At 69.9% G+C, this 24,591-nt stretch carries 17 protein-coding genes; 11 read left to right on the top strand and 6 right to left on the bottom strand.

Annotation, left to right across the window (positions count from 1 at the left end; all coding sequences use genetic code 11):
* Positions 1–19: 19 nt before the first annotated feature.
* Entirely contained in the window at positions 20–1,246 is a 1,227-nt protein-coding gene (locus OHA68_RS07465; protein WP_327106945.1) for a hypothetical protein, read from the top strand.
* A gap of 14 nt (positions 1,247–1,260) precedes the next feature.
* Here the strand turns inward: OHA68_RS07465 and OHA68_RS07460 are convergent, their stop codons facing one another.
* Positions 1,261–1,902 carry a hypothetical protein gene (locus tag OHA68_RS07460; protein ID WP_327106944.1) on the bottom strand — a complete coding sequence of 214 codons (642 nt, stop codon included), beginning with the start codon at positions 1,900–1,902 and terminating at the stop codon, positions 1,261–1,263.
* Between the two features lie 156 nt (positions 1,903–2,058).
* Between OHA68_RS07460 and OHA68_RS07455 the strand changes: the two genes are divergently transcribed.
* The 9 genes from OHA68_RS07455 (at position 2,059) to OHA68_RS07415 (ending at position 16,148) form a co-directional block, all read left to right on the top strand.
* Complete coding sequence (locus tag OHA68_RS07455) at positions 2,059–2,751, top strand: NUDIX hydrolase (protein WP_327106943.1); 693 nt, start codon at positions 2,059–2,061, stop codon at positions 2,749–2,751.
* A 98-nt stretch (positions 2,752–2,849) separates the two neighbouring features.
* Positions 2,850–4,796 (top strand): 5'-methylthioadenosine/S-adenosylhomocysteine nucleosidase family protein, encoded by a 1,947-nt coding sequence (locus OHA68_RS07450; RefSeq protein WP_327106942.1) that lies wholly within the window; start codon positions 2,850–2,852, stop codon positions 4,794–4,796.
* 336 nt (positions 4,797–5,132) lie between these two features.
* Complete coding sequence (locus OHA68_RS07445; protein ID WP_327106941.1) at positions 5,133–5,795, top strand: vWA domain-containing protein; 663 nt, start codon at positions 5,133–5,135, stop codon at positions 5,793–5,795.
* Between the two features lie 216 nt (positions 5,796–6,011).
* Positions 6,012–6,506, top strand: coding sequence for a nucleotide exchange factor GrpE (gene grpE / locus OHA68_RS07440; protein WP_189142355.1), 495 nt, complete (start codon positions 6,012–6,014; stop codon positions 6,504–6,506).
* Positions 6,507–8,090 (top strand): Hsp70 family protein, encoded by a 1,584-nt coding sequence (locus tag OHA68_RS07435; protein ID WP_327106940.1) that lies wholly within the window; start codon positions 6,507–6,509, stop codon positions 8,088–8,090.
* A gap of 3 nt (positions 8,091–8,093) precedes the next feature.
* The gene (locus OHA68_RS07430; protein WP_327106939.1) at positions 8,094–10,607 is read left to right on the top strand and encodes a fibronectin type III domain-containing protein; all 2,514 of its coding nucleotides are present in this window, start codon (positions 8,094–8,096) and stop codon (positions 10,605–10,607) included.
* A 4-nt stretch (positions 10,608–10,611) separates the two neighbouring features.
* The gene (locus OHA68_RS07425) at positions 10,612–11,772 is read left to right on the top strand and encodes a TRAFAC clade GTPase domain-containing protein (RefSeq protein ID WP_327106938.1); all 1,161 of its coding nucleotides are present in this window, start codon (positions 10,612–10,614) and stop codon (positions 11,770–11,772) included.
* 6 nt (positions 11,773–11,778) lie between these two features.
* Complete coding sequence (locus OHA68_RS07420; protein WP_327106937.1) at positions 11,779–14,019, top strand: GAP1-N2 domain-containing protein; 2,241 nt, start codon at positions 11,779–11,781, stop codon at positions 14,017–14,019.
* Positions 14,019–16,148, top strand: coding sequence for a TRAFAC clade GTPase domain-containing protein (locus tag OHA68_RS07415; RefSeq protein ID WP_327106936.1), 2,130 nt, complete (start codon positions 14,019–14,021; stop codon positions 16,146–16,148). The genes OHA68_RS07420 and OHA68_RS07415 overlap by 1 nt, the downstream gene beginning before the upstream one ends.
* Before the next feature lie 297 nt (positions 16,149–16,445).
* On the opposite strand, the gene OHA68_RS07410 is transcribed toward OHA68_RS07415, so the two are convergent.
* The 5 genes from OHA68_RS07410 to OHA68_RS07390 form a co-directional block, all read right to left on the bottom strand.
* On the bottom strand, positions 16,446–17,666 hold the full coding sequence (locus tag OHA68_RS07410) for a WD40 repeat domain-containing protein (protein ID WP_327106935.1): 1,221 nt from the start codon (positions 17,664–17,666) through the stop codon (positions 16,446–16,448).
* A gap of 188 nt (positions 17,667–17,854) precedes the next feature.
* Positions 17,855–18,709 (bottom strand): alpha/beta fold hydrolase, encoded by an 855-nt coding sequence (locus OHA68_RS07405; RefSeq protein WP_327106934.1) that lies wholly within the window; start codon positions 18,707–18,709, stop codon positions 17,855–17,857.
* A 54-nt stretch (positions 18,710–18,763) separates the two neighbouring features.
* On the bottom strand, positions 18,764–19,147 hold the full coding sequence (locus OHA68_RS07400; RefSeq protein ID WP_327106933.1) for a TraR/DksA family transcriptional regulator: 384 nt from the start codon (positions 19,145–19,147) through the stop codon (positions 18,764–18,766).
* Positions 19,148–19,188: 41 nt separating this feature from the next.
* Positions 19,189–19,896, bottom strand: coding sequence for a hypothetical protein (locus OHA68_RS07395; protein ID WP_327106932.1), 708 nt, complete (start codon positions 19,894–19,896; stop codon positions 19,189–19,191).
* Positions 19,893–21,713 (bottom strand): carbamoyltransferase family protein, encoded by a 1,821-nt coding sequence (locus tag OHA68_RS07390; protein ID WP_327106931.1) that lies wholly within the window; start codon positions 21,711–21,713, stop codon positions 19,893–19,895. Before OHA68_RS07390 ends, OHA68_RS07395 begins: the two co-directional genes overlap by 4 nt.
* Before the next feature lie 204 nt (positions 21,714–21,917).
* Between OHA68_RS07390 and OHA68_RS07385 the strand changes: the two genes are divergently transcribed.
* Complete coding sequence (locus OHA68_RS07385) at positions 21,918–24,368, top strand: polysaccharide lyase family 8 super-sandwich domain-containing protein (RefSeq protein WP_327106930.1); 2,451 nt, start codon at positions 21,918–21,920, stop codon at positions 24,366–24,368.
* Positions 24,369–24,591: the final 223 nt, after the last annotated feature.

The following is a 24,591-nucleotide window of genomic DNA, read 5'->3' as shown; positions in this document are numbered from 1 at the left end:
TGAATCAAGGATGAGATAGTTGCTGACGCGCCAGATGCTGAAGGATGCTCAGTCCGAGATCGAGCGGCGCATCGAGCTGCGTTTGCGAGAAGAGGCCGGGCGGCTGCCGGACCACGCCCTGGCTTCGGGGCAGTATCTCGACCACCCCGACTACAAACAGCGCGGACTCTACGGCACCGCGGCCACCATTCACATCTTCGCCCGTCACGCCACGACGGATCCTGTGGTCAAGGACCGGATATCGAAGCTGCTCTATTATGTCGTCAACCGTGGCCAGGTCGAAAAGGCTTCGGTGCGGGGCGTCGTCTACCGGGACCTGGTCGCGCGCAGAGTCCGGCTGCAGAAATCAGATGTTTTCCGGATGGCCGACATAGGTTTCGCCATCTCGCAGGTGAGCCCGGTCGTCCCGCTGAGATCCGAAGCGCTGACCCTGGTCCACCAGGCTCTCGAAGCTGCCAGGACCGAGCCGGCGGGATATGCGGTCGGCAGCGAAGGAGGAAGCCCGAACCCGCTGGCCACCGCGCACGCGCTGCGCTGCTTGGCGGCGAACAACCTGCCTGCCCGGCCCGAGGACTGGCGATATCTTCGAGAGTACGTCAGCGGCGGCAGCGACATCTACGTCCGATGCTTCGCCCTGTCGGTGCTGGCAACCTATGACCCCGAGCTTGAGCGGCGGGAGTTGCAGCTCTGCTGGAAGGAGATGTTCTCGGCCCTGGCCGGCGAGTTCGGCGGCCAGTCGGAGGCGAATCATGAGTACACCCGATATGGCGCGCAGGACTATGTCCGGGTGCCCTGGCAGCTCTATCTGATCCAGTCGTGCGCCAGGCTCTTCCCGCTGACGAGGTTCGTCGGATTCTCTGTGCAGCGGAAAATGATGGACGTCGCCCAGCAGATCTCCGCTCCGGACGGGTTCAAATACGAGGCTTCGGGAGGCCATCTCTCCACCCGCACCTATGCCTGCGTCTGGCAGGCGATCGATGAGATCTTGACCTTCAATTTCAGACAACCCCTTCCCCGGGTCTTCGTCCGCACGGTCTCGGGTGCGACCCGAGTCTTCTCCAGTCAGCTCTTCGGCGTGCTCACGTACATGATTCTCGTCGCCGTCGCGGTGGGGTCGCTCATCGAGTGGTTGAACACGCCCGGTCATTCCTACGGTGAGCTGGCGCCCAATCTGCTGGTCGAAGTCATGCTGGTCATCGTCGCGGGCCTCCGGCACCAGGTAAGGCGCAGAGGCCACCGCCGCTGACCTCGACGGCCTGCTCAGTCCGCCGGGCGGCTGTGCTCCCAGGTGGTGGTGAAGAGGAACAGCGCGTGGTCGTACAGAACGCCGGGGCGGTGCGCCACGATGCACGGAGAGTTGCGGCCGTGCTCGGTCTGCCGATACAGGGTCAGATAGGCGACGTCGTCGGTGATGACCAGGCGGTGCAGGTTCGGCAGGTTGTAGTATCGCAGTGAGACCGGCTGACCGTGCCGCCTGATCTCACTCACGTACGCGGCATTGACGCGCACCTGGTCGGCCAGCAGGCCGGGGGAGAAGCCCGGATCGACGCGGCGGATGTCCGACGCCCGCTGGGCGAGCCAGGAGTCGTGGCCGCTCATGGTGTCAGGCAGCAGCACCTGTACGGATTCCGCTGCCTCCCAGACCGGGGCGAAGCTGTCGCGGGTCAGCTCGTTGCCACGACCGGCGAGCACGCGCACCCACCGGGCCCGGGCCAGATCGGCGGCCATCTCCTTGCCGGCGAGCTGCTGTCGTGGCAGCGCCCGGAGCACTCCCAGCCCGGTGATCCGGGACAGGAGCACGGCCGGCCATCGCCGGGCATGCAGGGAACAAGCCCAGCCGCCAAGGACGGTGAGCGCGGTCGCGAGCAAGGAGCTCACCACCCCGAGCATGAACTCGCCCATGCTTGTCTCCGCTCGACGGTGCTGACGTGGATAAATCGATCCACTCTGCACTCACTTAAAGTCCTATTGACCATAAGTCGCCGCGGTTCCTTTGGTCAAGGTGACCATAGGTATCCTGTGGCGGTGGTGAACAGGGCGTTGAAGTATGACGGGACCGTGTCGGCTGCGGTGACCGTGGACCTGGTGATCTTCACCGTGCGCGAGGCGAGTCTGCGGGTGCTGTTGATCGAGCGGGGGAAGCCGCCGTTCGAGGGTGGGGTCGCTCTGCCCGGCGGCTATGTCCGGGTGGGTGAGGGGCTCGATCAGGCGGCCCTTCGCGAGCTGGCGGAGGAGACCGGCATCGACGGGCGTGAGCTCCACCTGGAGCAATTGCGGGCGTTCGGGGCGCCGGAGCGTGACCCGCGTGGCCGCACCTTCACCGTCGCCTACCTCGCGCTGGGCCCCGACCTGCCCACGCCGGTCGCGGGCACCGACGCGGCGACCGCGCACTGGGTGCCCGTCGAAGCCGCCCTGTCGGCCGACCTCGCCTTCGACCATCTGGCGATCCTCAAGGAGGGGCTCGATCGGGCCAGGGCCAAACTCGAGTACACGACTGTGGCGGCGGCGTTCTGCCGGCAACCGTTCACCCTCGCTGAGCTGCGGCACGTCTACGAGGTCATCTGGGGATTCCCGCTGGATCCCAGCAACTTCCGCCGCAAGGTGACCAAGGCCGCGCACTTCGTGGAGCCCACGGGCGAGTCGCGGACGCCCGAGATCGGCCGCCCGGCCGCCCTCTACCGCCGAGGGTCGGCGGAGCTGCTGTTCCCGCCGATGCCACGGTCGGCCGACGGGGACGACGCGTCCGTCTGACGCGGGCGACGGGACGCTCGGCAAGCGACGCGGTGTCCGGCTGATGCGGGTGGCAACGCGGTCTGGAAACGGGTCGGTGGATGCGCCATGGTGGAGCCGTGTCGGCTGAGGGCTCGTCCAAGGCTCGCCGTGAGGGGCGCGCCTACCCGCTGGGAATGTCGTTCCGCGCCGCGCGAGAGGCGGCCGCGGCGGTGCGCCGCGCTGAGTGCGGCCGTGCGGTGATCGATACGCTGCGCCCCCGGGGGGTCTCCGGGCTGATCCGGTCCCGGGCTCCGCTGCCGCTGCTCCTGTACGTGGCCGCGCGGGACGGGCGGCTCGTCTGGCGGGACGCCGAGGCGTTCGCGGTGCTGGAGCCCCCGCGCGACTCGCGGCTCAGCGGCAGGCCGGGCGGGCTGCTGCGGCATGTGGACAGGCGCTGGGATCTCGTGATGTTCGCCGGGCCGCCGGCCCTGCTGCAGGCCCTGGCGGTGGCCACGGTGCCGGTGGGGATGGTGTGGGGGTGGTCGGTCTGGCTGCTGGGGGCCGGGCTGCTGTGCTGCCTGCTGGCGCTGCTGTACGTCGCCCTGATGATGGCCGGGATGCTCGGCACCATGATCGTCAGGTGGATCCGGGATGCCCGCCGTGGTGCGGACCGGTGGGCGGCCGAGGAGATGCGGTTCCTGCACTGGTCCATGCCGCTGTGTCACTGCGCCGATCCCGAGACGGCGCCCGCGCTGCTCAACCAGGTCACCGAACGGCTGCGCGGGCTGGTGCGCGCCCAGGTCGCGCGGGCGGTCGGCGACGTGCGCGCGCGTACGGAGACGGTCGAGGTGGACGAACCGCTGCTCTGCCTCCTCGACGGCGCGACGACCACGCGGATGCGGACGGCCATCACGGTGGCGGCCAGGGGCGCCGGTGCGGCCGGGGTGACGTTCCTGGCGACGGGCTCCGGGTCGGACGTGCGCCCGCCGAAGATCACTGGCCTGGGCTCGGGGCTGGCCCTCTACGCGTTCGCGGTCGCGGTCATCATGGCGGCCGAGGCGTACGTACTGGCGGATTTCGAGCAGGCGGAGTGCGCGCCCGCCTGCGACGGGCGGCCCGCCACCTACGGCACCGCGTTCCGCTGGCTCGCCTGGCGGCTGATCGGCGGCAATCCACCGGATCTCGTGCCCGCCACCCCTCAGGCGTGGGTGGTCGGGTGGCTCACCACGCTGCTCGGCGTCATGGCCGTGCTGCTGTTCGTGGTCGCGGTGTGGCGATCGCCCGAGGTGAACACGGAGCGACATCGACGTTTCCGGAAGGAGATGGAGCCGGTGCTCGGCACGTCAACCGTACTGATCATGGTCGCCACGCCGGAGGAGCGGCAGGCCGTGATCGAGGCCGTCACCGGGGTCACGAAAGCGGCGCCGATCCGCCGCAACCTGGACCTGCACACCGCGTTCGAACTGGGTGTGGTGAGCCGTGCCCGGGTGCTGCTCGCGCAGACCCGCCCCGGGAGCGTGGATCCCGGCGGCGCCATGCTGACCGCCAAGTCGCTGATCGAACAGCTCAACCCCGACTATCTGCTGCTCACCGGCATCTGCTTCGGCCTGCGTGAGGACAAGCAGCGGCTCGGGGACATCCTGGTGTGCACCCAGTTACGGGTCATGGATCACAAGAAGATCGCCGAGTACACGCCGGGGGAACCGGTCGAGATCATGCGCGGCGATCGGGTCGCGCCGTCGGTGACCCTCCTCGACCGGTGCCAGAGCGCCAGGCTGACCCAGGACGGGCCGAAGGTGCATTTGGGCCCGATGCTGTCCGGGAACGTGCTGCTGAACTCGCCGACGATCCGCGCCCGCCTGATCGAGGCGGAGCCGGACGGGATCGGCGGCGAGATGGAAGGGCTGGGGGTCTACGCGGCGGCGGCCAGGGAGAAGGTCGACTGGATCGTGGTCAAGGCGATCTGCGACTGGGGGATGGGCAAGAACGACGACTGGCACGAGGTGGCGGCGCGCAACGCGGCGGAGTTCGTCCTGGATGTGCTGGGCAACGGCGGACTGGACCAGCCGCCCAAGCGATCCTGACCTACCGGTTTTTTAGGTCATGTTGACTTAAAGCACGCGTGCCCTATATGGTCCAAGTGACCTTAAGGGAACGCTCGGTTGTCGGGCGGCGTAATCGTGCTGCCTTTCCGATATGCGTGCTGCATCACGCATATCAAAATGAAGCTGTTGCTGATCATTTCTCCGCAGCGGCGAGTGGCGTCATATCCTCATCTCTCACGCCTGTCGTGGTGGAGGTCAATGATGGTGGGAAATCGCCCCCAACTCCCGGGGAAATCTCCCGGGCGGCTGCCCGGCGGTGTTGGTGGGGGCCTGCCGGGCAGTTCGGGAGGATTATCCGGGATTGCCATAATCGGTGTGCTTTTCTTAGCGGCGGCCGCCGCAGGGGTGATCTGGTACCTGAACGGTGGCGGGCAGCGCGCATCGCTGGGCGAGGCGACTCTGGCCGGGGCGCGGCAGGTGCAAGGGGTCGTCTGTCTCGACGTGGCCGGCGACTTCTCCGGGTCGATGGACGACAGCGTCGAGATGAGGGATGAGGCGCTGGCCCTGCTCAAGCCCTTCATGGCCCGCGAGCTGCGGCCGGACGACCTGCTGACGACGGTGACGTTCGCCCGCACGGCCTCGCTGACCCTTTCCCCGACCCGGGTGGGGAGCCTCGCGAAGGCCGTCGACTCGCCGGGGGATCAGGAGGACGGGCAGTACACGTACTTCATCCCCGCGCTCAAGGCGCTGGATCGCGCGCACGCCGAGGACGGTGAGAAGTGTGTCAGGCGCGTTCTCGTCGCGATCACCGACGGGGAGTTCGAGGACGACGTGGACAAGCTCGTGCCGCTCGTTCACCACTTCGACCTGGTGCACCTGGCCGTGCCCGACGAGGCGACCGGCTACCGGCCGACGGTCTTCACCGATGCCCGGCTGGCCGCCGTCGTCACCGAGGGTTTCGACAGCGCCGAGGAGCTCAGCCTCCTGTACGGCAAGGCGCTCGCCGCGGCCACCGGTCAGCGGCTCGCGCGTGAATAGCCCGAAATCTCGAATAAGCGCAGCCCGGATTCCAGTAAGGCCCGTTACCGAAGACTTTTCACGTTGGAATGGCATGCTTTCGTGGTATTCAGCGCGGCACATACTGGATACACTGCGGTGCACAAATTCCCCCGGAGAAAGCGGAAAGCCGCTATGACGATCCCCCCGCCAGCGCCAGAGTCCCCCGATATGGGGGATATGTCGGATATCTCCTTAGTGACGGCCCTCGACCGGTTGACCGAGGAGATCAGGACCAAGTTCCAGCATGATGTGGACCGTTCCAATCATCGCGAGCAGATCATCGACCGCCTCTTCGAGGAGAACAAGGCCCTGCGCCACGGCCTCCTGCAAGAGGCGCTGACGCCGGTGCGGACCGGCCTCTACCGCCTGTACGACCTCACCGGGCGGGAGGCGGCCAGACTCCGCGACCGGCCGGAGGACGACGGCCACGTCAGTTCCCTCCTGGAGGCGATCGCCGCCGAGGTGGCCGAGGTGCTGGCCAGGACCGGGGCCGACCTGCTCGACGTCGCGCCGGGCGAGCCGTACGACGCGGCCAGGCATCGGGCGACCCGGACCCAGCCGGGGCCGGCGGGGCAGGTCCTGGCGGTGGTGGCGGCAGGTTTCCACCAGGGGGAGCGCGTGCTGCGCAAGGCGGACGTGGTGGTCGGCGAGGCCCCCGCGCAGGCGGACCAGCAGAGGAAGGACGGATAAATGGCCGTATACGGGATCGACCTCGGCACCACGTACTCCTGCATCGCCAGCATCGACCAGGTCGGCCGGGCCGAAGTGCACCGCAACAGCGAAGGCTCCGACACCACGCCCTCGGTGATCTTCTTCGAGACCCCCGACAACGTCGTGGTCGGCCAGTACGCGAAAGACAGCGCTGTCCTGAAGCCCGGCCTCGTGATCAGCAGGATCAAGCGCGACATGGGCCAGGATGCCCCCAGGACGCTGCACGGCAAGCCGTACTCGCCGGAGGAGATCTCCGCGTTCGTGCTCCGCAAGCTGGCCAAGGACGCGCAGGTGGCGACCGGGGAGACCGTGTCGGACGTGGTCATCACCGTCCCGGCCTACTTCGGCGCGGCCGAGCGCGACGCCACCAGGAAGGCCGGCGGCGTCGCCGGGCTGAACGTGATCGACATCATCTCCGAGCCCATCGCCGCCGCCATCACCTACGGCGTGCTCAAGCCGGAGCAGGACTGCCACATCCTCGTCTACGACCTCGGCGGGGGCACGTTCGACACGACCGTCATGACCCTGCGCGGCGGCAACATCGAGGTCGTGTGCACCGACGGCGACCATGACCTCGGCGGCACCAACTGGGACGACACCCTGGTCCAGTACCTGGCCGACAGCTTCCAGCAGCAGCACCCGGACGTCAGCGCCCCGCTCGACAGCGACGAGACCGAGCAGGACTTGCGCAACATCGCGGAAGACCTCAAGAAGACCCTGTCCACCCGGATCAAGCACACCGCCCGCGTGATGCACGAGGGGCGCGTGACCGCGGTCGAGCTCACCCGGGCGGAGTTCGAGTCGCTCACCCAGAACCTGCTGGAGCGCACCCTGAGCATCACCCGCCGGACCGTGGAGACGGCGCGGGCGAAGGGGGTCGACTCCTTCCAGCACCTGGTCCTGGTCGGCGGCCTGTCCAGGATGCCCGCGGTGGCCGAGGCCCTGCAGAAGGAGTTCGGCCTGACGCCCCAGCTCCAGGACCCCGACCTGGCGGTGGCGAAGGGCGCCGCGCTCTACGCCTTCGAGGAGACCTTCCGGCGGCTGCTGAGCTCGGGACAGCAGGCCGAGGCCGAGGCGATGGCGCTGGAAGCGGGGCTGTCCGAGACGCAGCGCCGGCAGATCGAGGGACGGACGATCAAGACGGTCGCCTCGCGCGCCTTCGGCATCATCGCCACCCGAGGCACCCAGCGGCAGCGCTACGTCGCCCATCTCGTGCACGCCAACGACTCGCTGCCGGCCTCCGTCACCGAGGGCTTCGCCACCCTCGACGACAACCAGACGACCGTCGCCATCCGGGTGATGGAGCAGGCGGGCAGCGCCGAGTCCGACGAGGTCGACGACAACACCACGATCGGCGAAGGGGAGCTGCGCATCCCGCCCGGCAAGCCCAAGGGCTTCCCGATCGAGGTGACGTTCACCCTGGACGCCTCGGGGCTGCTGCACGTCACCGCGCGCGAGAACGAGAAGGGCCGGCAACTGGATCTCGACATCCAGATCGGCGGCATGTCCGAGGAGGAGGTCGCCTCGTCGCGGGCCTCGCTGTCCGAGATCCGTGTGGACTGACCTATGCCGTTCGACGAGGAGCGGTATCTCCGGGAAGTGCTGGATCCGGCCCGGCAGGCCGGTGGCACGCCCCCGGCGGACCTGTGCCGGCGCTACCAGATCACGGAGGCGATGAGCGCCGCCGAGGTCACCGAGACCGTGCGGCAGGTCCGGCAGTGCTGGCGGCGTTCGCGGCAGATGCTCAAGTTCCGCAAGCTGATCGACGCCCTGGAGGCCGACCACGCCCAGCGCTACACGTCGGTCTTCAAGGCGGCGGCGGACGGCGACATCGACCCGGTGCGTGCCGAGATCAAGCAGGCCGCCGAGCGGGACAGGCAGCGCCTGGCGGATCTGCGGCGGCGGCTGGACGACGCGGCGGGAAAGCTACGGCTGCTGCCGCCCGACGTCGTCGCGAGCATCGGCACGTCGGCCGGGCTCGGCGCCCCGGCCGCCGAGAGCCTGGCCGCCGAGCTCGGCATCGAGGTGCGCGAGCCCGACCAGCTCCCGCAGTCACCGCCGTACGCGGCCTACGCCGAGATCCGTGCGGCCCTCGACACGCTGGCCCAGCGGCACCTGGCCGGGTTCGTCTTCCCCGATACCCCGACCAGCCTCCGGGTCATGGGCGACATTCCCGGCATCTTGGAGCAGGTGGCCAAGGCCGAGGACCGGGAACAGCGCAAACCACGGGGGCCACGGACCGTGAGCGCGGAAATGATCTTCACTGCCCTGCGCAGCACCCCCGACCCCGCGGCGCTCCTGCGCTACGACATCGCCGCCAGGCTCCGTGAACGCGTCCGCGAGCATCCGTACGACGACACGCTGATGCGGCACGTCACCGACGACCTCGGCCTCGACCCGGGTGAGGCCAAGCGGCTGGTCTACGCGATCCGCCAGGAGAGCGGCGTGCCGGGCGGCCCGGTGGGCCGGCTGCGCGAGCTGGTGGACGCGGGCAAGATCCAGGCGGCCGTGGACTTCGTGGAGGCGCTCCCGGCCGAGGCGCTGACCGGCGACGCGGCCGAACTGGCCGCCGAGGTGCGGGCCCGGCTGGCCAAGGCCGTACGGCTGCGCGACGCGGCGCGGACGGAGGCCGACTCCGACCAGGCGTGGATGATGCTGGAGGACGCCCTGCGCCGGGCCCCGGACCTGTCGGGGGCCGGGGATCTGCTCGCCGGGCTCGCGCCACGGCCGCCGGGCGAGGTGCGGGCCCGGCTGCACGGCGACGTGGTGGCCATCGGCTGGCAGCCGTCGCCGTCGCGGGCGGGCGACATCGCCTACGAGGTGTACCGCAACGGGGTCCCGTTCGCCGAGGTGACGCGGCCGAGCGCCTCCGACGAGCGCCCGCCGGTCAACACCCCCGTCACCTACGCGGTCGCGGCCCGGCGCGGGCAGGCCACGTCGGTGCCGGTGACCTGCCCGCCGCTGACGTACCGGCCCGAGCCGGAGGACGTGCGGCTGACCGCGATCGACGGGGTCGTCACCGGTCAGTGGCGCGCCCCCGCCGAGGTGCTGCGCGTCGTCGTCGAGCGCGACGGCAGGCCCGTCCGGGTGGAGGGATCCGGGTTCCGCGACCGTGAGGTGCGCAACGGGACCACCTATGACTACTTCGTCGCGGCGGTCTACCCCGACGGCCGGGGCGAGGTCACCACGCCAGGGCTGCGGCGCTCCGTCACGCCGCAGGCGAAGCCGGTGCCGGTCGCCGCCTTCACGGTCGAGTCCGGCCGGGGCGAGCTGCTGGTCCGCTGCACCGAGCCGCCGTCGGGCGTGCTGGAGTTCGTGCTCCTGGCGGCCGAGCCACGCTGGGCGTACGGGACGACCGTGCCGATCGCGGACGTCCGCGCGGCCGGTCGCGTCCTGCCGGCCACCGCCACCGGCGACGAGTACGTGCTGCGCTCGGCCGGGGCGTCCGGCGTGCTGCTGGCCGTCACCGTCGTGGCGGACAGCGCGACCATCGGCGCGCACCGCGAGCACGTCGATCTGCCGGCGCCGCAAGGGGTGAGCGCCGTACGTCGCGGCGGCACGGTGCACCTCGGCCTGGAGTGGCCCAAGGACGTGCCGGAGATCGAGGTGCGGTGGGACAGGCGGAGCCTGATCGTCACGTCGGCGGCCTACCGGTCGCAGGGCGGCATCCGCCTCGACATCCCCGAGGGCGAGGCGCCGATCCTGGAGCTGGCCCCGACGACCGTGGTGAAGGGCGTCCGGGTGCGCGGCCCGGCGGTGCGGGTGCCGCTCGCCGCCGTCGTGCCGCTCCGCTACGACGTGCGCCGCGAGGGCCCGTTCTGGCAGCGTCAGCTGGTCGTCGACCTGACCTGCGAGCAGCCGGCCCGGGTGACCAGGCTCGTCCTGGTGATCAAGGCGGGCCGGATCCAGCCCGGCTCGCCCGACGACGGGCGGGTGCTCGCCGAGTGGGCCGACCTCAGCCCACCGGCGCGACTCGTCGTCCCGATGCCCAAGCAGCCGAAACCCTACTGGGTGCGCTGCTTCGCCGAAGGGCCGGTCGAGCTGATCGATCCGCCCGTACGCGTCCTGAAAGTGGGATGAGCCGATGATCACCTGCCCGTACTGCTTCGTGAAGGTGGCGCCCGCTCGGATCGCGTTCCGCTGCCTGGGCAAGAGCGGCCGGACGGAGGGCTGCGAGCCGCGGCCGGACGAGGTGCTGGGCGCGTTCCGCGGCGGCGCCGCGCCCGCGTTGCCGCCGGTCTTCTCCGTGCGGCGGCCGGGGCGGCGCGCCCTGTGCCCCGCCTGCTCCCGGGAGACGGCCTGGCGGGTCTGCCCGTCGTGCCACAGCAGGCTGGCGACCGAATACTGCGCCAATCCGGGGAAGATCGTCGCTCTCGTCGGGGCGAAGCACGCGGGCAAGAGCACCTACATCGCGGTGCTGATCCACGAGCTGATGAACCGCATCGGCGAGGAGCTCAACGCCTCGCTCGTGCCGTGCGACGACCGGACGATCGAACGCTACAAGACGGACTTCGCCCGGCCGCTCTACGGTGACCACACGCTCCTGGACGCCACCCAGTCGGCGGAGGGCGCCCCTCGTGACCCGCTGGTCTACCTGTTCACCCGCACCGTGGGCCGGATGCGCCGCCGGACCGCCTCGCTGACCCTGGTCCTGTTCGACACGGCCGGGGAGGACCTGCGCGAGCGGGAGATGAGCGAGCTGCATCTGCGCTACCTGAGCGCGGCCGACGCGGTCATCTTCCTGCTGGACCCGCTGGAGCTGTCCGGCGCGCAGGCGGCGCTGCACACCTCGGCCAGGGAACGCGGCGGGACGCTCGCCAACGACCTGATGAGCGACCAGATGGACGTGGTCGTCCGGGTCACCGAGCTCCTGCGCAAGCGGAACAATGGGCGGCTGCCCATCCCGGCCGCCGTGGCGCTCAGCAAGATCGACGAGCTGCGGGCGTCGATGGAGCGCCAGTCGGCGCTGCACCGCACCCGCGACCCGGCCGGCGCGCTCGACCTGGACGACCGGGAGGCCGTGGACGAGCAGGTCCGCGCGCTGCTGCACCAGTGGCAGGCGGGCATGATCGACCGCTACCTGAGCCAGCAGTACGACGACTACGCCTTGTTCGGGCTGTCGGCCCTCGGCGACGTACCGGAGGGCAAGACGGTGGCACGCAGCGGAATCCGCCCCTATCGCGTCGAAGACCCGCTGCTGTGGCTGCTGTACCGGTTCAAGATGCTCGACGGCATACGGAGGTAGAACGTCGTGGCTTGGCAGCTCCACTACACATCGGCGGCGACGGGGCCGTCCGGGCGGGCCGGATTCCAGGTGGTGGCCGACAGCCCGGGGCTGCCCGCCGGGCCGGCCGCCGAGGTCACGCCGTTCCTCACCTACCGGCCGCCACCCGGCACGCCGACCGCGCCCACCCGGGAGCAGATCCGCGCGATGCCGGTGGCCCTGTCGTACGCGCCGGTCGGCGACCGGCACGCGCTGGTCCGCTGCGTCTATCTCGGGCAGGACTACTCGGGCCGGTACGGCAACTTCCTCGGGCACGCGCTGGTCCTGGCCGACGGCGACCTCGTCGGACTGCGGCCGATCGAGTTCTGGCGGGCGGCCCTGTGGGCGGACGCCCCGGCCGACCCCGGCACCGAACTGCCCGAGCTGACCGAGCTCACCCCGGGCACCGCGCTGGACCCCGAATCCCTCGGACGCTGGCTCGGCTCCGGCGGACAGGCCGCCTACCAGCGGCTCGGCACCCTGCTCGACCTCGTCCGGCGCAACCTCGTCCAGGGGTACGGCCGGCTCGTCCTGGTCGGCGCGGACGGCGAGGAGATCGTCCGCTGGATCGCGGTGATCTCGTACTCGCTGCCGTGGGAGGCGGTCACCCGGCTGTCCTTCGTCACCTACAGCGGGGACCCGGCCGCCACCACGCAGCTCATCGTGGGCACCACCCCCGACGTGTGGATCCCCTCCGACGTGGACGCGACGGTGGTCGTCCTCGCCGAGGAGCCGCAGCCGGCCGAGACCGGCAGGTTCGCGCGGACGGCGCGGGAGCTGTGGCGGTCCATGGACTTCGACGGGATCGACGAGCTCGCCGGGTTCGGCACGGCCGACCCCGACACGGCGGCGGCGCTGGTGGCGCTCTGCCTGACGGGCGCCACGCTGTCGCCCGAGGAGCAGGCGGCGGTCGCCGAACTGATCGGGCACGGGGTGCCCGGCTGGGTGTGGCCCCACCTGGGCGAGCGGGCCGACCTCCTCGGGTACGGTCTCGCGGCCGCGATCAGCGCGCACGGCCCGGCCGAGGCCGCGGATCCGTGCGCCGCGCGGTGCGTCCTGCTGGCCCTGCGCGACCCCGCGCTCGGGCCGCCGACCCGGGCGCTGCCCGAGGCGTACCGCGAGCAGGTGGCGGCGGTGGCCTGGGCCGAGCTGGCGGCCGCGGACCGGCTCGACCACCTGGTCGCCGTCCTCCGGGTGGCCGAGGCGGCCGGCCTGCGCGTGCCCGCGGCCAAGGTGGAGCGGGCGGTGGCCGCCCTCGTCGAGCCCCGGCTCACCGACGTGCCCGCGCAGCTCGACCGGACGCCGTACCGGTGGCGGGAGGCGCTGCTGGCGGGGCTGGTCACCGGACTGGAACAGGCCACGCCCGCGGTGCGGGCGAGCGTGCTCACCCCGGAGCTGTGCCGCGCGCTGGCCGGCCGGGACCTGCGGGCCGCACCCAGCACCGCCACCGCCGTGATCACCTGGCAGACCGGCTCGGCGGCCCTCGACCGGGTGGAGGCGACCCTCCAGATCCTGCGGCTGAGGCACGGCACCGGAACGATGCGCGAACGCGACACGGCGTTCAAGGACATCTGGCGGGAGGATCCGACGGCCGCCGAGCTGCGCCGGCTCCTCGACGCGGCCGGTGCGCACCTGCCGGACTACCACGCGCTGAGCAGCCTGCCCGGCCGCCTGTTCGTACGGACCGGACTCAAGGACGAGCAGGCCGTGGAGATCGCCACCCGCGTCAGGACGGCCAGGATGGCGGGGATCGTGGCCGATGACGCCGAAGCGCTGCTGCTCGCCATCGGGCTGGCCGGCGCGCGCACCCCCCAGCGGGCCGCGGCGGAGGTGGGCCGGCTCACCGCGCTGGTCCGCCACCTCGACCAGGATCTCGCCACGCTGGTTCAGGCCCGGGCGGCGAAGACGCTGGCCAAGCAGGACCCGTTGTTCCGGATGGCGCTGATCAGGCACCTGTCCAGGCCGTCGCGGGAGTGGCTGCTCCAGCAGTGGCTCAGCGTGAAAGCGGGCCGGGACGAGCAGGCGGCGCTCCTGGAGATCGCGATCCGGCTCCGGGACGTCGGCGAGCCGGTGCCCGAGCTGGAGGAGTGGGCGCAGTCCCTGGTGAACGGCTGGTCGCCGTTCGGGTCCATGGAGAGCCGGTTCAAGAAGGACCCGGAGCTGTCCGAGGGCCTGCGCAGGCTCATGAAGCCGAAGCGGCGCGGCATCCGGCTCTGGGGGAACGACTGATGATCTATCTGATCGTCGTCGTCGTCGCGTGGGCCTTCGCGATGTGGGTCGGCCTGATCGTCGCCGTCTTCCTCTATCCCGTCGCCCTGCTCGGCAGCACGCTGACCGCGATCGGCCTCTACCTCATGCAGGTACGGGCGGTCCTGATGCCGGACACCTCGGCGGGCCCGTCGCCGGTCCTCCCGCAGGACCCCGGCAAGGGGCGCGATCCGGCCTACCGCCACTACCTGGCCGCGCAGGTGTGGAAGGACTGGTACGTGATCCTGCGCACCGCGTCCCCGATCATCTCCGTCAGGATGGACCGGGCGCTGAGCAGCTTCACCCGCTCGCTTCTCACCGGGCGGCAGGCCTGGTTCGTGTTCCCGGTCTGGCTCGGCATCTGCGGCGGGATCCTGTCGGCCGTGGTGCCCGTCCTCCTGGTGGGCGTGCTCATCATGGCGCTGTACGCGGTGAGCGTGGTGGCCGGCCTGCTCGTCTGGCTGATCTGTGTGGGGCTGCTCCGGGTCGTGGACCAGGCGTTCGTGCTGGCGTACCGGATCCTGCAGACCTGCCCCTATCCCGGCTGCTACGCCCGGTTCACGCTGCCCGTCTACGCGTGCCCGACCTGCGGCAGCAAGCACGCCAAGCTCAGGCCCGACCTGAACGGCGCCGTCCGGCACGTCTGCAAGTGCGGCACCCGGCTGCCGACCACCATCCTGCTCGGCCGCTACCGCCTCCAGGCGCACTGCCCGCACTGTGACCGGCTGCTGCCGACCCGCGTCGGGCGGGTGCGCATCGAGCCGCTGCCGTTCGTCGGCGGGCCCGACGCCGGCAAGACGACGTTCATGGCGCTCAGCGTGGACGCCGTCCACAGCGCCGTGACCGGGGCAGGCGGCCGGGCGTTCTTCGCCGACAAGAGCGACGAGCAGGCGTTCCGGCAACTCCGCCGCGAGCTGTCGTCAGGGCGGATCAGCAAGACCCTGCCCGACCTGCCCAAGGCCGTGATGCTGGACGTCGCGCTGGCCGGCCGGACGGGCGACAACCGGATCCTCTACTTGTTCGACCCGTCCGGCGAGCACTACACGGGGGCGAGCAAGGTCGAGGCGATGCGCTACCTGTCCCACGGTGAGGCGCTGATCCTGGTCATCGACCCCTTCGCGCTCCCCGACGTGCAGAACCACCTCCTGGAGGCCGAGCGCCGGGCGTTGAGCGCCAAAGGGGTCGTGCTGTCCGCCGAGGACCCCGCCGACACCTTCGCCCGGCTCCGCAACGAGCTGGCCGGGCGTGCCGACGGCGGCAAGCAGCGCCGCGTCGCGGTCGTGCTCACCAAGGCCGACCTGCTCCGCGAGACCACCTCGGGGCGCGGCATCGAGGACATGAGCACCTGGCTCAAGCTCATGGGGCTGGGCAACCTCGTCCGGGAGCTGGAGCACCAGGGGGCCGACGTCCGCTACCTCGCCTCGGGCCTGCCGCCGCGCGGGCCGGAGATCGCCGAGCTGCTGGGCTGGCTGGCCGGCCTGCGCCTGAACGGCAACCTGGCCGGGGCCGCCGCCCCGAACCAGACCGAGCTGACAGCCGGCGACGCCCGCCGGCCATGGGACACCAAGCCGCGCCCCCAGGGCCGCCCGCCCCTGAGCTACCTGATCTTCAGGAGGGCGTTCGCCGGCGCCATCATGGTGACCTCCGCCCTGATGCTCGTCCTGTTCAGCCTGCTGCTGCTCAACACCTGGCTCCCGGACGACGACGCGACGGCGCTGGACAGCACGGCGGCATCGTCCCTGGTGGCGGACCCGCTCGGGCCGGAGCTCGCCGGTCGCTGGAAGGGGACCGTACGGCAGTCCGGCGACACCTACACCGTCGACCTCCGCCTCAAGCAGGGCACGCCACCCGGCGCACCGGTGGGCACCAGCAAGTATCCGAAACTGGGATGCTCGGGCACCCTCACCCTCGAACCGATCGATGCCTCCACCGGAGTGACCCTGATCCGCGAGGAGATCGACGACGACCCGCAGCGCACGTGCACGCCCACGGTGTGGCTGGCGATGCGGCAGACGGCGTCGGGCAAGGCCGAGCTGGAGTTGTTCAGCGAGCATGGGGGCTTCTTCCGCCGCGACACTCCCCTTGCCACCGCGAACCTGTCGAAGCAGTAGTGACCTTCTGGGTGTGACGCGGATACCCCGTTAAACTGCGCGAGTGCCGCTTATCGGACGCCGCAGCGAGCTTGCCGAGGTGGCGCGGCTGCTGGATCGGGCCGAGGCCGGTACGGACCCTGCCGTCTCCGAGGTGATCATCCGCTGGGCTGCCATCGCCGGCATGACCCGCCGCATCTCCCGAGGGGGGCCGCTCGACGTCAGCCCCGCTACGTCTGCGACTGAGGCTGATCGTCCATCTCAAGCACGCACTCAGAAATGGCTCTTCCCGGAAAGTGGGCGTCTGTGATGGGTTGCTCAGGCGAGACTCCACATCCGGATCGTGGTGTCGAGGCTGCCGGAGACGACGACGGGGGTGCCGTCCTCGCGTGTGCCCACAGCCAGAGCGCTGATGTTGTCGGTGTGGCCGGTGAAGGGGCCGCTAAGGGGTCGGCCGGTGTCGAGGTTGCGCACCACCACGTTGCGGTCGTTGCCACCCGAGACGATGACCGGGGTGCCGTCACCGTCCTTGGTTGTCACGACGAAGGGGTGGTGGGCGTTTCCTTCATGCGTCAGGGGCTCCCCGAGGGGCCGGCCCGACTCCAGGCTCCAGATGCGCAGCGTCGCTGGTGGGCTTCCCTCGTCCAGGGGGAAGTTCGGGACCTCTGCCGAGACCATGACGCGCTGTCCATCGCTGCGCTCCGCGATCGCCATCCCGTACACCATGCAGGTGAAGCAGGTGTTGAGAGGTTTGCCGATCGGTTTACGCGTGTCGAGGTTCCAGATCCGCATCCTTGAGTCGGTGCTGCCGGTCACAATGACGGGCTTCCCATCGGCACGCTTGGTGACCTTGATGTCCATGACGCCGGAATAGTGCCCCCACCACGGCTTGCCGATGAGCTTGCCGGTGTTCAGGTTCCACATGTGGAGCGCCACCATTTTGCGGCCCTCGCCGCTGGAGATGATGACCGGCGTGCCGTCACTGCGCTTCCCGACGGCGACCGCGTGGACGAGCGCGTGCCCGGTTCTGAGTGGTTTGCCCAAGGGTTTGCCGGTGTCGAGGTTCCACATCCGTACGGTGCCGTCTTCACCGCCGGAGACGATGACAGGGGTGCCGTTGCTGCGCTTACCGATCGCCACGTCGTACGCAGGCCGGTGATGGCCGGTGATGGGCTTGCCGAGCGGTTTGCCCGTGTCGAGGCTCCACAGCCGCAGCGTCTTGTCGAAGCCGGCAGAGACGATGACTCGGGTGCCGTCGCTACGCTCGCCGATCGCGAGCGCGCTGATGCCGCGTGTGTGGCCCTTCAACGGTCCGCGCAGCTCACTTCCGAAGGGCGGAGCGTCTGCAGGGAGTGCGGGCCTGGCAGGTGGGCCGGTGAGGGCGACCGGCGTCGCCATCACCACGGGCGTGTGCCAGCACGTGCCTGCTACCAGCAGACCCAGCGCGACCGCCAGCGTTCCGGCACCCGTCCTTACTGCACGTCGCGCCATCTCCTCGTCCTTCCAGGCGTTCTGCCCCGAGGTCATGATCGTGATCACGGGCAGGCGTCACTGTAGCGGCCGGGATCCTTGTTCCGGAAGAGCTACGGATGCCACCTCCTGCTCGACGCACCAACGCCTCTCGTCCCGGCGTCACGCCAAACACTCTTCTCAAACACGCTCTTTGGAATCATCGAAGTTCCGGTCACGCCGGGGCTCGGCCGATCAGTGGCGTGACCGGATCACGCCTACCCGGCCAGGACCTCGCGCAGGGTGGCGGCGAAGGCGTCGGGGTCGCCCTTCATACCGAACTCGCCGTCCATGAAGCCGCCGTGGTGGCTGGGGAAGACCACGGGCTGGGTGCCGAGTCGTTCGGCGGCGGCCACGCCTGAGCGGTGGGCCAGTTCGCCCTCCGATTCGGCGCCGACGGCCAGGACGACGCGGGTCGAGGCCGCGCGCAGGGCCTCGAAGTCGGGCTCGTAGTGGGTGCAGGTGATGAGGTTCTGGCCGAACAGCGCGTCGTCGCGGGAGCCGTCGTCCTCCGCCGGCATGCCCATCTCGGCCGGGCTCTGCATGGGCAACTCGGCGAAATCGGCGGGAATGCCGCCGCGCATGCTGGTGACCGCGATGAACTTCACCATCGCCGCCCCGAAACCGTCCCGCTCGTACGTCCGGCGGATGTCCGCCACCGCGGCCAGCGCCTGCTCCCGGTCCGGCAGCGTCTGGACGACCGGCGGCTCGTGGGCGACGAGCGTACGGACCTGCTCCGGATGGACGGCAACCAGCGCGAGACCGTTGACGGCGCCGCCGCTGCTGGCGAAGATGTCCACCGGCCCGCCGCCGAGCGCGTCGATCAGCCGGTGCAGGTCGTCGGCGTGCAGGTCGGGCGTCGACTCGCTCGCGCCGTCGGTCCGCTCGCTGCGGCCGATCCCGCGCGGGTCGTAGGTGACGACCGTACGATCGCGGAAGCGTTCGGCCAGGCCGGTGAACCCGGTGGCGTCCATCGGGGATCCGATCAGCAGCAGGGGCGGCTCGGTGGTCCCCTCCGCCTCGCGTACGTCGTAGTGCAGGATGCCGCCGGGCACCTCAAGGGTGTGGGTCATCGGGTCGCTTCCTTTCTCCGTGATGGTGAAGTAGACCAGCGGAAGCGGCGAAAGTCATCGGCGGCGGGGGGCGCAGAGGACACAGGTTCTCGCGGCGGGCAGGATCAGCAGGCGTTCGACGGGGATGCGGTGCCCGCATTTCACGCAGATCCCGTAGCTGCCGTCGCGCAGCCGTTCGACGGCCTGGTCCAGCTCGCCGAGATGGTTCAAGGCCTGATCCAGGAGGGATTGGGCGTGGGCCCGCTCGAAGGCGGTGGACGATCCCTCGGGGTCGTGTTCGTCGTCGGCGCCGGTCAACGCCGAGGAGGAGGCGATTTCGTCCAGGTCGCTGCGCAGCATCGCGATGCGGGCCGTGGTCTGCTTTCGGTCGCTGTCGAGCAGCTCCTGTATGGTCGCCTGCTCCGATGGGGACAGAGAGTCCCGGCGTTCGGTCATCATGGCTCCCCCTTCACTATGACCAATTGCCAGCGTGCCTCTTGTCAATCCTGGGCTTTCTGGTGCCGGGCGACCGCCTGTTCGACGTAGCGGCCCAGCGGCAGCGACAACACCGCGACGGCCAGGGCCAGATGGACCACCATGAACACGACGGCGGTCGCGATGCTGGGCGGTCCACCGGTGAAGACGATGATGTGGGAGGCGTAGTCGAGGTGCGACGGCGGGCCGTCGGGCCAGTCGTAGCTGAACCAGAACGTGAGATCGTTCAGCCCGGAGATGACCACCAGGATCGAGGCGACCCCCAGCTTGAGTACCGACGTCGTACGGGCTCCGCCCATCCGGTAGCCGAGCAGCCCGAGCAGCACGACGAACGTGACGGTCAGCAGGATCCACTGGTAGATGGCCTGGAACAGCAGGTCCTGCTGATCGCCGGAAGCGGCGCCGTAGGGCAGCATCCGCAGCACCAGCCCGGTGTCCAGGAACCCCATGTAGAAGACGACCGCGGCCAGCAGCAGCGGCGGTCCGAACCGCCGCAGGGGCAGCAGCGCGACGGTCACCACGCCGAACACGAACGGGCTGAGCCGGAAGGCCCAGTCGGCCAGGTCGCCCAGCGTCTGCTGGGGTGGCAGCACGAACAGGATCAGCCCGGCGAGCACGGCGGTCGGGACGCCGGACACCAGCCACAGCCAGCTCCGGCTCCGGTAGGCCGCGGCGATCCAGGCGTCGCGGCGGGCGGGGCGAACCTGGGTCATCGGCCGGCGTCCGATGCGTCGGCCGGCTTGCAGACCCAGAACGGCCCGAGCGCCAGCGCGTCCACGTCGGTCTTGAGGTAGCAGGCGACCGCGTCCTCCGGAGTGCACACGATCGGCTCGTCGTTGTCGTTGAACGAGGTGTTGACCAGCATCGGCACCCCGGTGAGCTCGTCGAACCGGGTGATCAGCTCGTGGTAGAGCGGGTTGTCGGCGCGGCTCACCGTCTGCACCCGGGCGGTGCCGTCCACGTGGGTGATCGCGGGCACCACGGCCCGCTGGTGCTCCAGCACGTCGAAGACGAGCAGCATGACCTCGGACGGATGGTCACTGGCGAAGTACTCGCCGGACCGCTCCGCCAGGCAGGACGGCGCGAACGGCCGGAACGGCTCGCGATGCTTGACCTTCTCGTTCATCCGCTCCTTGGACCGGGGATCGCGCGGGTCGGCCAGCAGCGACCGGTTGCCCAGGGCCCGCGGACCGCACTCCATCCGGCCCTGGAACCAGCCGACGATCATCCCTTCGGCGATCCCCGCCGCGGTGTGCCGGGCGATGTCGTCCACCCGCTCGTACTCGACGCCCGCGTCGCGTAACGCCTGCTCCATCCGCTCCTCGCTGAACTCCGGCCCGGTGAAGACGTAACCGGTGGTCGGCCTGGGCCGGTCGAACCGGCCCACGCTCACCTCCAGCGCCGCGCCGAGCGACGATCCGTCGTCGGCGGAGGCCGGCTGGGCGAAGAACTCCTCGAACCCGGTCTCCAGCAGGATGCGGCCGTTCATCACGGAGTTGAGCGCCACCCCGCCGGCCACCGCGAGCCGGGTCATCCCGGTCTCCTGGTGCAGCCAGCGGGCCAGGTGCAGGCCGGCCCGTTCGAGCGTGGCCTGAAGGGCGTAGGCGATGTCCATGTAGTGCTGCGGGACAGGATTGTCCTGGGTGATCCTGGTCTGCGGCCGGGGCGGGCCGAAGGTGTCGATGAACTTCTTCGACACCATGTGCTTGCCGTTGCGGTGATGCTGGAAATAGCTCAGGTCCAGCTCGTATCCGCCGTCCGGGGTGAGGTGCAGCAGCTCGGCGAACCGCTCCACGTAGGTGTCGGTCCCGTACGGCGCGAGGCCCATCACCTTGCCCGCGTCGAGGGTGGAGTAGAAGCCGCAGTAGCCCGTGACGATCGCGTACATGGCGCCCAGCGAGTGCGGATACCGGATGCGCTTCAGGTCCCTGATCCGCTTGCCGTCGCCGACCGCGAGGCAGGTGGTCGTCCCGTCGCTGCCGACCCCGTCCATGGTGAGGACCGCGGCGCTGTCGAACGGGCTGACGTAGAACGCGCTGGCCGCGTGCGAGCGGTGGTGGTCGATGAGGTGGACCTTGAACGTGGTCGGCCCGGTGTGGCCGACGGCGGCCTTGACGTCGTCGGCGAGGGTGTAGGTGCGCTTGATGTGAGCTAAGACCGCGCCGCCGACGTGGTAGTCGTCGTTCCGCTTGGGGCCACCGCCGTGGCGCAGGGTCTCGACCAGGCCGGCCGCCTTGGCGCCGTTGTCGCGCTCGTTGCGGAACACGTCGAGGGTGCCGGGGAAGTAGCGGGCGAACACTTTCGCCGCGTGCGCGGCCTCCCGCCAGCGCTGCCAGTAGAACGCCACATGATCGACTTCGCCGAGGCCGATTCCGGCCTGCTCCAGGCAGAACCTGATCGCCTGGGCGGGAAAACGGCCGTCGTGTTTGACCCGGGAGAACCGCTCCTCCTCGGCGAAGGCGACGATCTCGCCGTCGCGCACCAGCGCCGCCGCCGCGTCGTGTACACGGGAGATGCCAAGTACATACATGCCATTCACTCCGATTCACGGAAAGTATGTATTCGTTGCATCATATGAGTCTTGATCATGATTGATAGGGCTAAAACCGGCCGGGTTGCTGAGCGCGAGCACGGACGGGCGTTGCCGGGCGTGCCCCTTGTCAATCCAGGGCTGACAACTGAAGATCATGTAGCGTAAGCACCCCTCAACGGCCTGGAGCTCGCCGTGCCGTACATGTCTCGTCGTCAGGTTCTCGCCCTGCTTCCCGCCGCCGGGCTGCTCGCCGCGGCCGTCCCCGCGCATGCCGGGGGGACCGATCACGCCCGGTTGCTGGCCAACACCGTGGCGATCTTCGCCGGCACGCCGGAGGTCAACGCGCGGCCTGAGGTCGCGGCCAAGCTCGCGGCGATGGCCCGGACCGCCCGTCAGCGGCTGGCCGCCATGGATCAGGCGGGCGACGGTGAGCTGTTCGCCGGGCTGAGCCTCGGGGCTAACGACGCGAACTTGCGGCTGGCGTACCAATATCTGTACGAGATCGCGCTCGCGACACGGACGCCCGGTGGCGAGCTCGTCGATGACGGCGCCGTTCAGCGGCGGGTCGTGGACGGGCTGCGGTGGTTGCACGAGCGGTACTTCGGGGACCAGGCGGCGGGCTACTACGGGAACTGGCACAGCTGGGAGATCGGCATTCCCACGCACGTCAGCAGGACGCTGGTGCTGCTGGCCGCGCCGGCGGACCTGACGGCTACGTACATCGCCTCGATGGACGCGTACCTGCGTAACGGTAAGGACGGCGATGTTGATCTTGACTCGCGCTTCCATACCGGGGCGAACCTGGCGGACATCGCCGGGAACCGGATCCTGCAGGGCGCGCTCACCGGCGACGACGCCCGGGTCGCCAAGGCCATCGCGGACCAGGCGACCGTCTTCGCCATGATCGACCCTTACCACCTTCAGCATGGGGTCACCGACGGGTACTACCGTGACGGCTCGTTCATCCAGCACCACTCGGTGGCCTATACCGGGTCGTACGGGCGGGCCCTGCTGACCCGGGTCGTGCAGACGCTCAAGGTGCTCGGGGGCGGGTCCGAGCTGGGCGGGGTGGTGTATCGGTGGATCAGTGACGGCTTCGCCCCGTTGATCTTCGAGGGGTGGATGATGGAGATCGTCAAGGGGCGGGCGGTCTCGCGCACGAACACCGGGTACGCCGACGTCGGGGTGATCGTGGAGGCCATCGCCGACCTGGCCGACCACGTCGACTCCGCCGCCGCTCTCGCCCTGAAGAAGTACGTCAAGCACCTGCCGGAGGCTGATACGGGGGCTTTTGTGTCCCCGGTCAGCATCGCCCGGTACGCGGCCATCCGGGCTGACCCCGCCATCCCGGCCGCCGACCTGAACCCGGCTGCGCGGAGTGTGGCGTTTAACGCCATGGACCGGACCGTGCACCGGCGGCCCGGGTATGCCTTCGCGCTGGCGCGGAGTTCTGAGCGGATCAGTAAGTACGAGTACATGTCCGGCGAGAACCTGATGCCGTGGTTCCAGGGCGATGGCGCGTACTACCTCTACCTGGCGGGGGAGGACCAGCGGGAGGTCTTCGGCGTCGACTACTACACCGCCGTGTCGCCGTACCGGCTGGCGGGGGTCACGGCGCCGGTGGAGGAGCGGCGGACCGTGCCCGAGTTGTACGGCCAAGCCTGGTACGAGAACCCTGGTCACCCGCTTCAGTTCACCTCCTCGTCCGAGTCCCAGAACACCTACGTGTACTTTCCTCGCGCGGGGAACGTGTTCTCCGGCGGCGCGACGCTCGGCGCGTACGGCGTGGCCGGCATGGTGCAGTCGGACGACGCCGCGTATACCGCCAAACAGGCAGGATTGTTGCCCGACGACTTCATCGCCTACCGCAACGCCCGCGCGACGAAGTCCTGGTTCATGTTCGACGACGAGATCGTGGTCCTGGCCGCCGACGTCTCCGGCCAGGCCGGCCGCGACGCGATAACCACCGTGGATAGCCGCATAGCCGCCCCCAACGACACGGTCACGCTGACCGGCTCGACCTGGAACGGCCGGGCGTGGCAGGCGGGGGACACCGCCCCACCACGCTGGCTCCACTACACCAATGCCACCCGCGGCACCTCAGTCGGCTACGCCTTCCTCACCAGACAGGCAGTGGAGGCTGGGCTGGAAGTGGTGACCCGCAACCGCAGACTCGTCCGTACGTCCAACCCCGACACCAACGTAACCAAGAACGTCTTCACCGCCTCCGTCACCCACCGCGCCCCTGCCCTCGCTTACGCCCTGGTCCCGAACGCGACCGAGAGCCGCCTGCGTGGCTACGCGGACGGCCCGCTGGTCGTCCTGGCCAACGACCGGCACGTGCAGGCGATCAAACACAAGACTCTCGGGATTGTCGCCGCGAACGTCTTCACCGCTGGCCCACGCCACGCCGAGCGGCTGCTCATCGACGGTCCCGCCTCGGTGATCGTCCGGTACGGCTCGCGGACTGTCGTCGCGCTGTCTGACCCGACGATGAAGCGCGACCGCGTCAGCGTCGTTCTCCACGGCGCGCGCCTCAGGCTCGACTCGGCGGACGAGGGGGTGACGGTACGGCGCGTACCGGGCGGCACCCTGGTCCAGGCAACGACCCGCCACGCCCACGGCCGCACCTTCACCGCAGCCCTGCGCTGAACCGGTTTTTCGTCAGAAAGCGCCGCGATGGCCTTCCCTTACGCGATAGGCAGGCGACTGCAGTTGGAACTGACTCGCCCAGATCTTCGCTGGTTAGCCACGCCGCATGGCCAGAATCTCCCGAGTTCGGTCGGGAGTGGTCAGCCTGGCGATCCAGGGATCGGCCATCAGAGCGACGAACGTCAAGATGGCGATCGGAAGAACCTGGTGAGTGAGCAGAAGC

It is taken from the genome of Nonomuraea glycinis (genome assembly GCF_035920485.1).
GTDB classification, from domain to species: domain Bacteria; phylum Actinomycetota; class Actinomycetes; order Streptosporangiales; family Streptosporangiaceae; genus Nonomuraea; species Nonomuraea glycinis.
Note: the sequence above shows the minus strand (reverse complement) of the source record. Positions and strands in the feature narration are given on the sequence as shown.

Coding starts and splice junctions, on each gene's coding strand:
- OHA68_RS07460 (WP_327106944.1), bottom strand. CDS start 1,902: ATGGGCGAGTTCATGCTCGGGGTGGTGAGCTCCTTGCTCGCGACCGCG.
- OHA68_RS07435 (WP_327106940.1), top strand. CDS start 6,507: ATGGCCGTATACGGGATCGACCTCGGCACCACGTACTCCTGCATCGCC.
- OHA68_RS07430 (WP_327106939.1), top strand. CDS start 8,094: ATGCCGTTCGACGAGGAGCGGTATCTCCGGGAAGTGCTGGATCCGGCC.
- OHA68_RS07425 (WP_327106938.1), top strand. CDS start 10,612: ATGATCACCTGCCCGTACTGCTTCGTGAAGGTGGCGCCCGCTCGGATC.
- OHA68_RS07415 (WP_327106936.1), top strand. CDS start 14,019: ATGATCTATCTGATCGTCGTCGTCGTCGCGTGGGCCTTCGCGATGTGG.
- OHA68_RS07405 (WP_327106934.1), bottom strand. CDS start 18,709: ATGACCCACACCCTTGAGGTGCCCGGCGGCATCCTGCACTACGACGTA.
- OHA68_RS07400 (WP_327106933.1), bottom strand. CDS start 19,147: ATGATGACCGAACGCCGGGACTCTCTGTCCCCATCGGAGCAGGCGACC.
- OHA68_RS07395 (WP_327106932.1), bottom strand. CDS start 19,896: ATGACCCAGGTTCGCCCCGCCCGCCGCGACGCCTGGATCGCCGCGGCC.
- OHA68_RS07390 (WP_327106931.1), bottom strand. CDS start 21,713: ATGTATGTACTTGGCATCTCCCGTGTACACGACGCGGCGGCGGCGCTG.
- OHA68_RS07385 (WP_327106930.1), top strand. CDS start 21,918: ATGTCTCGTCGTCAGGTTCTCGCCCTGCTTCCCGCCGCCGGGCTGCTC.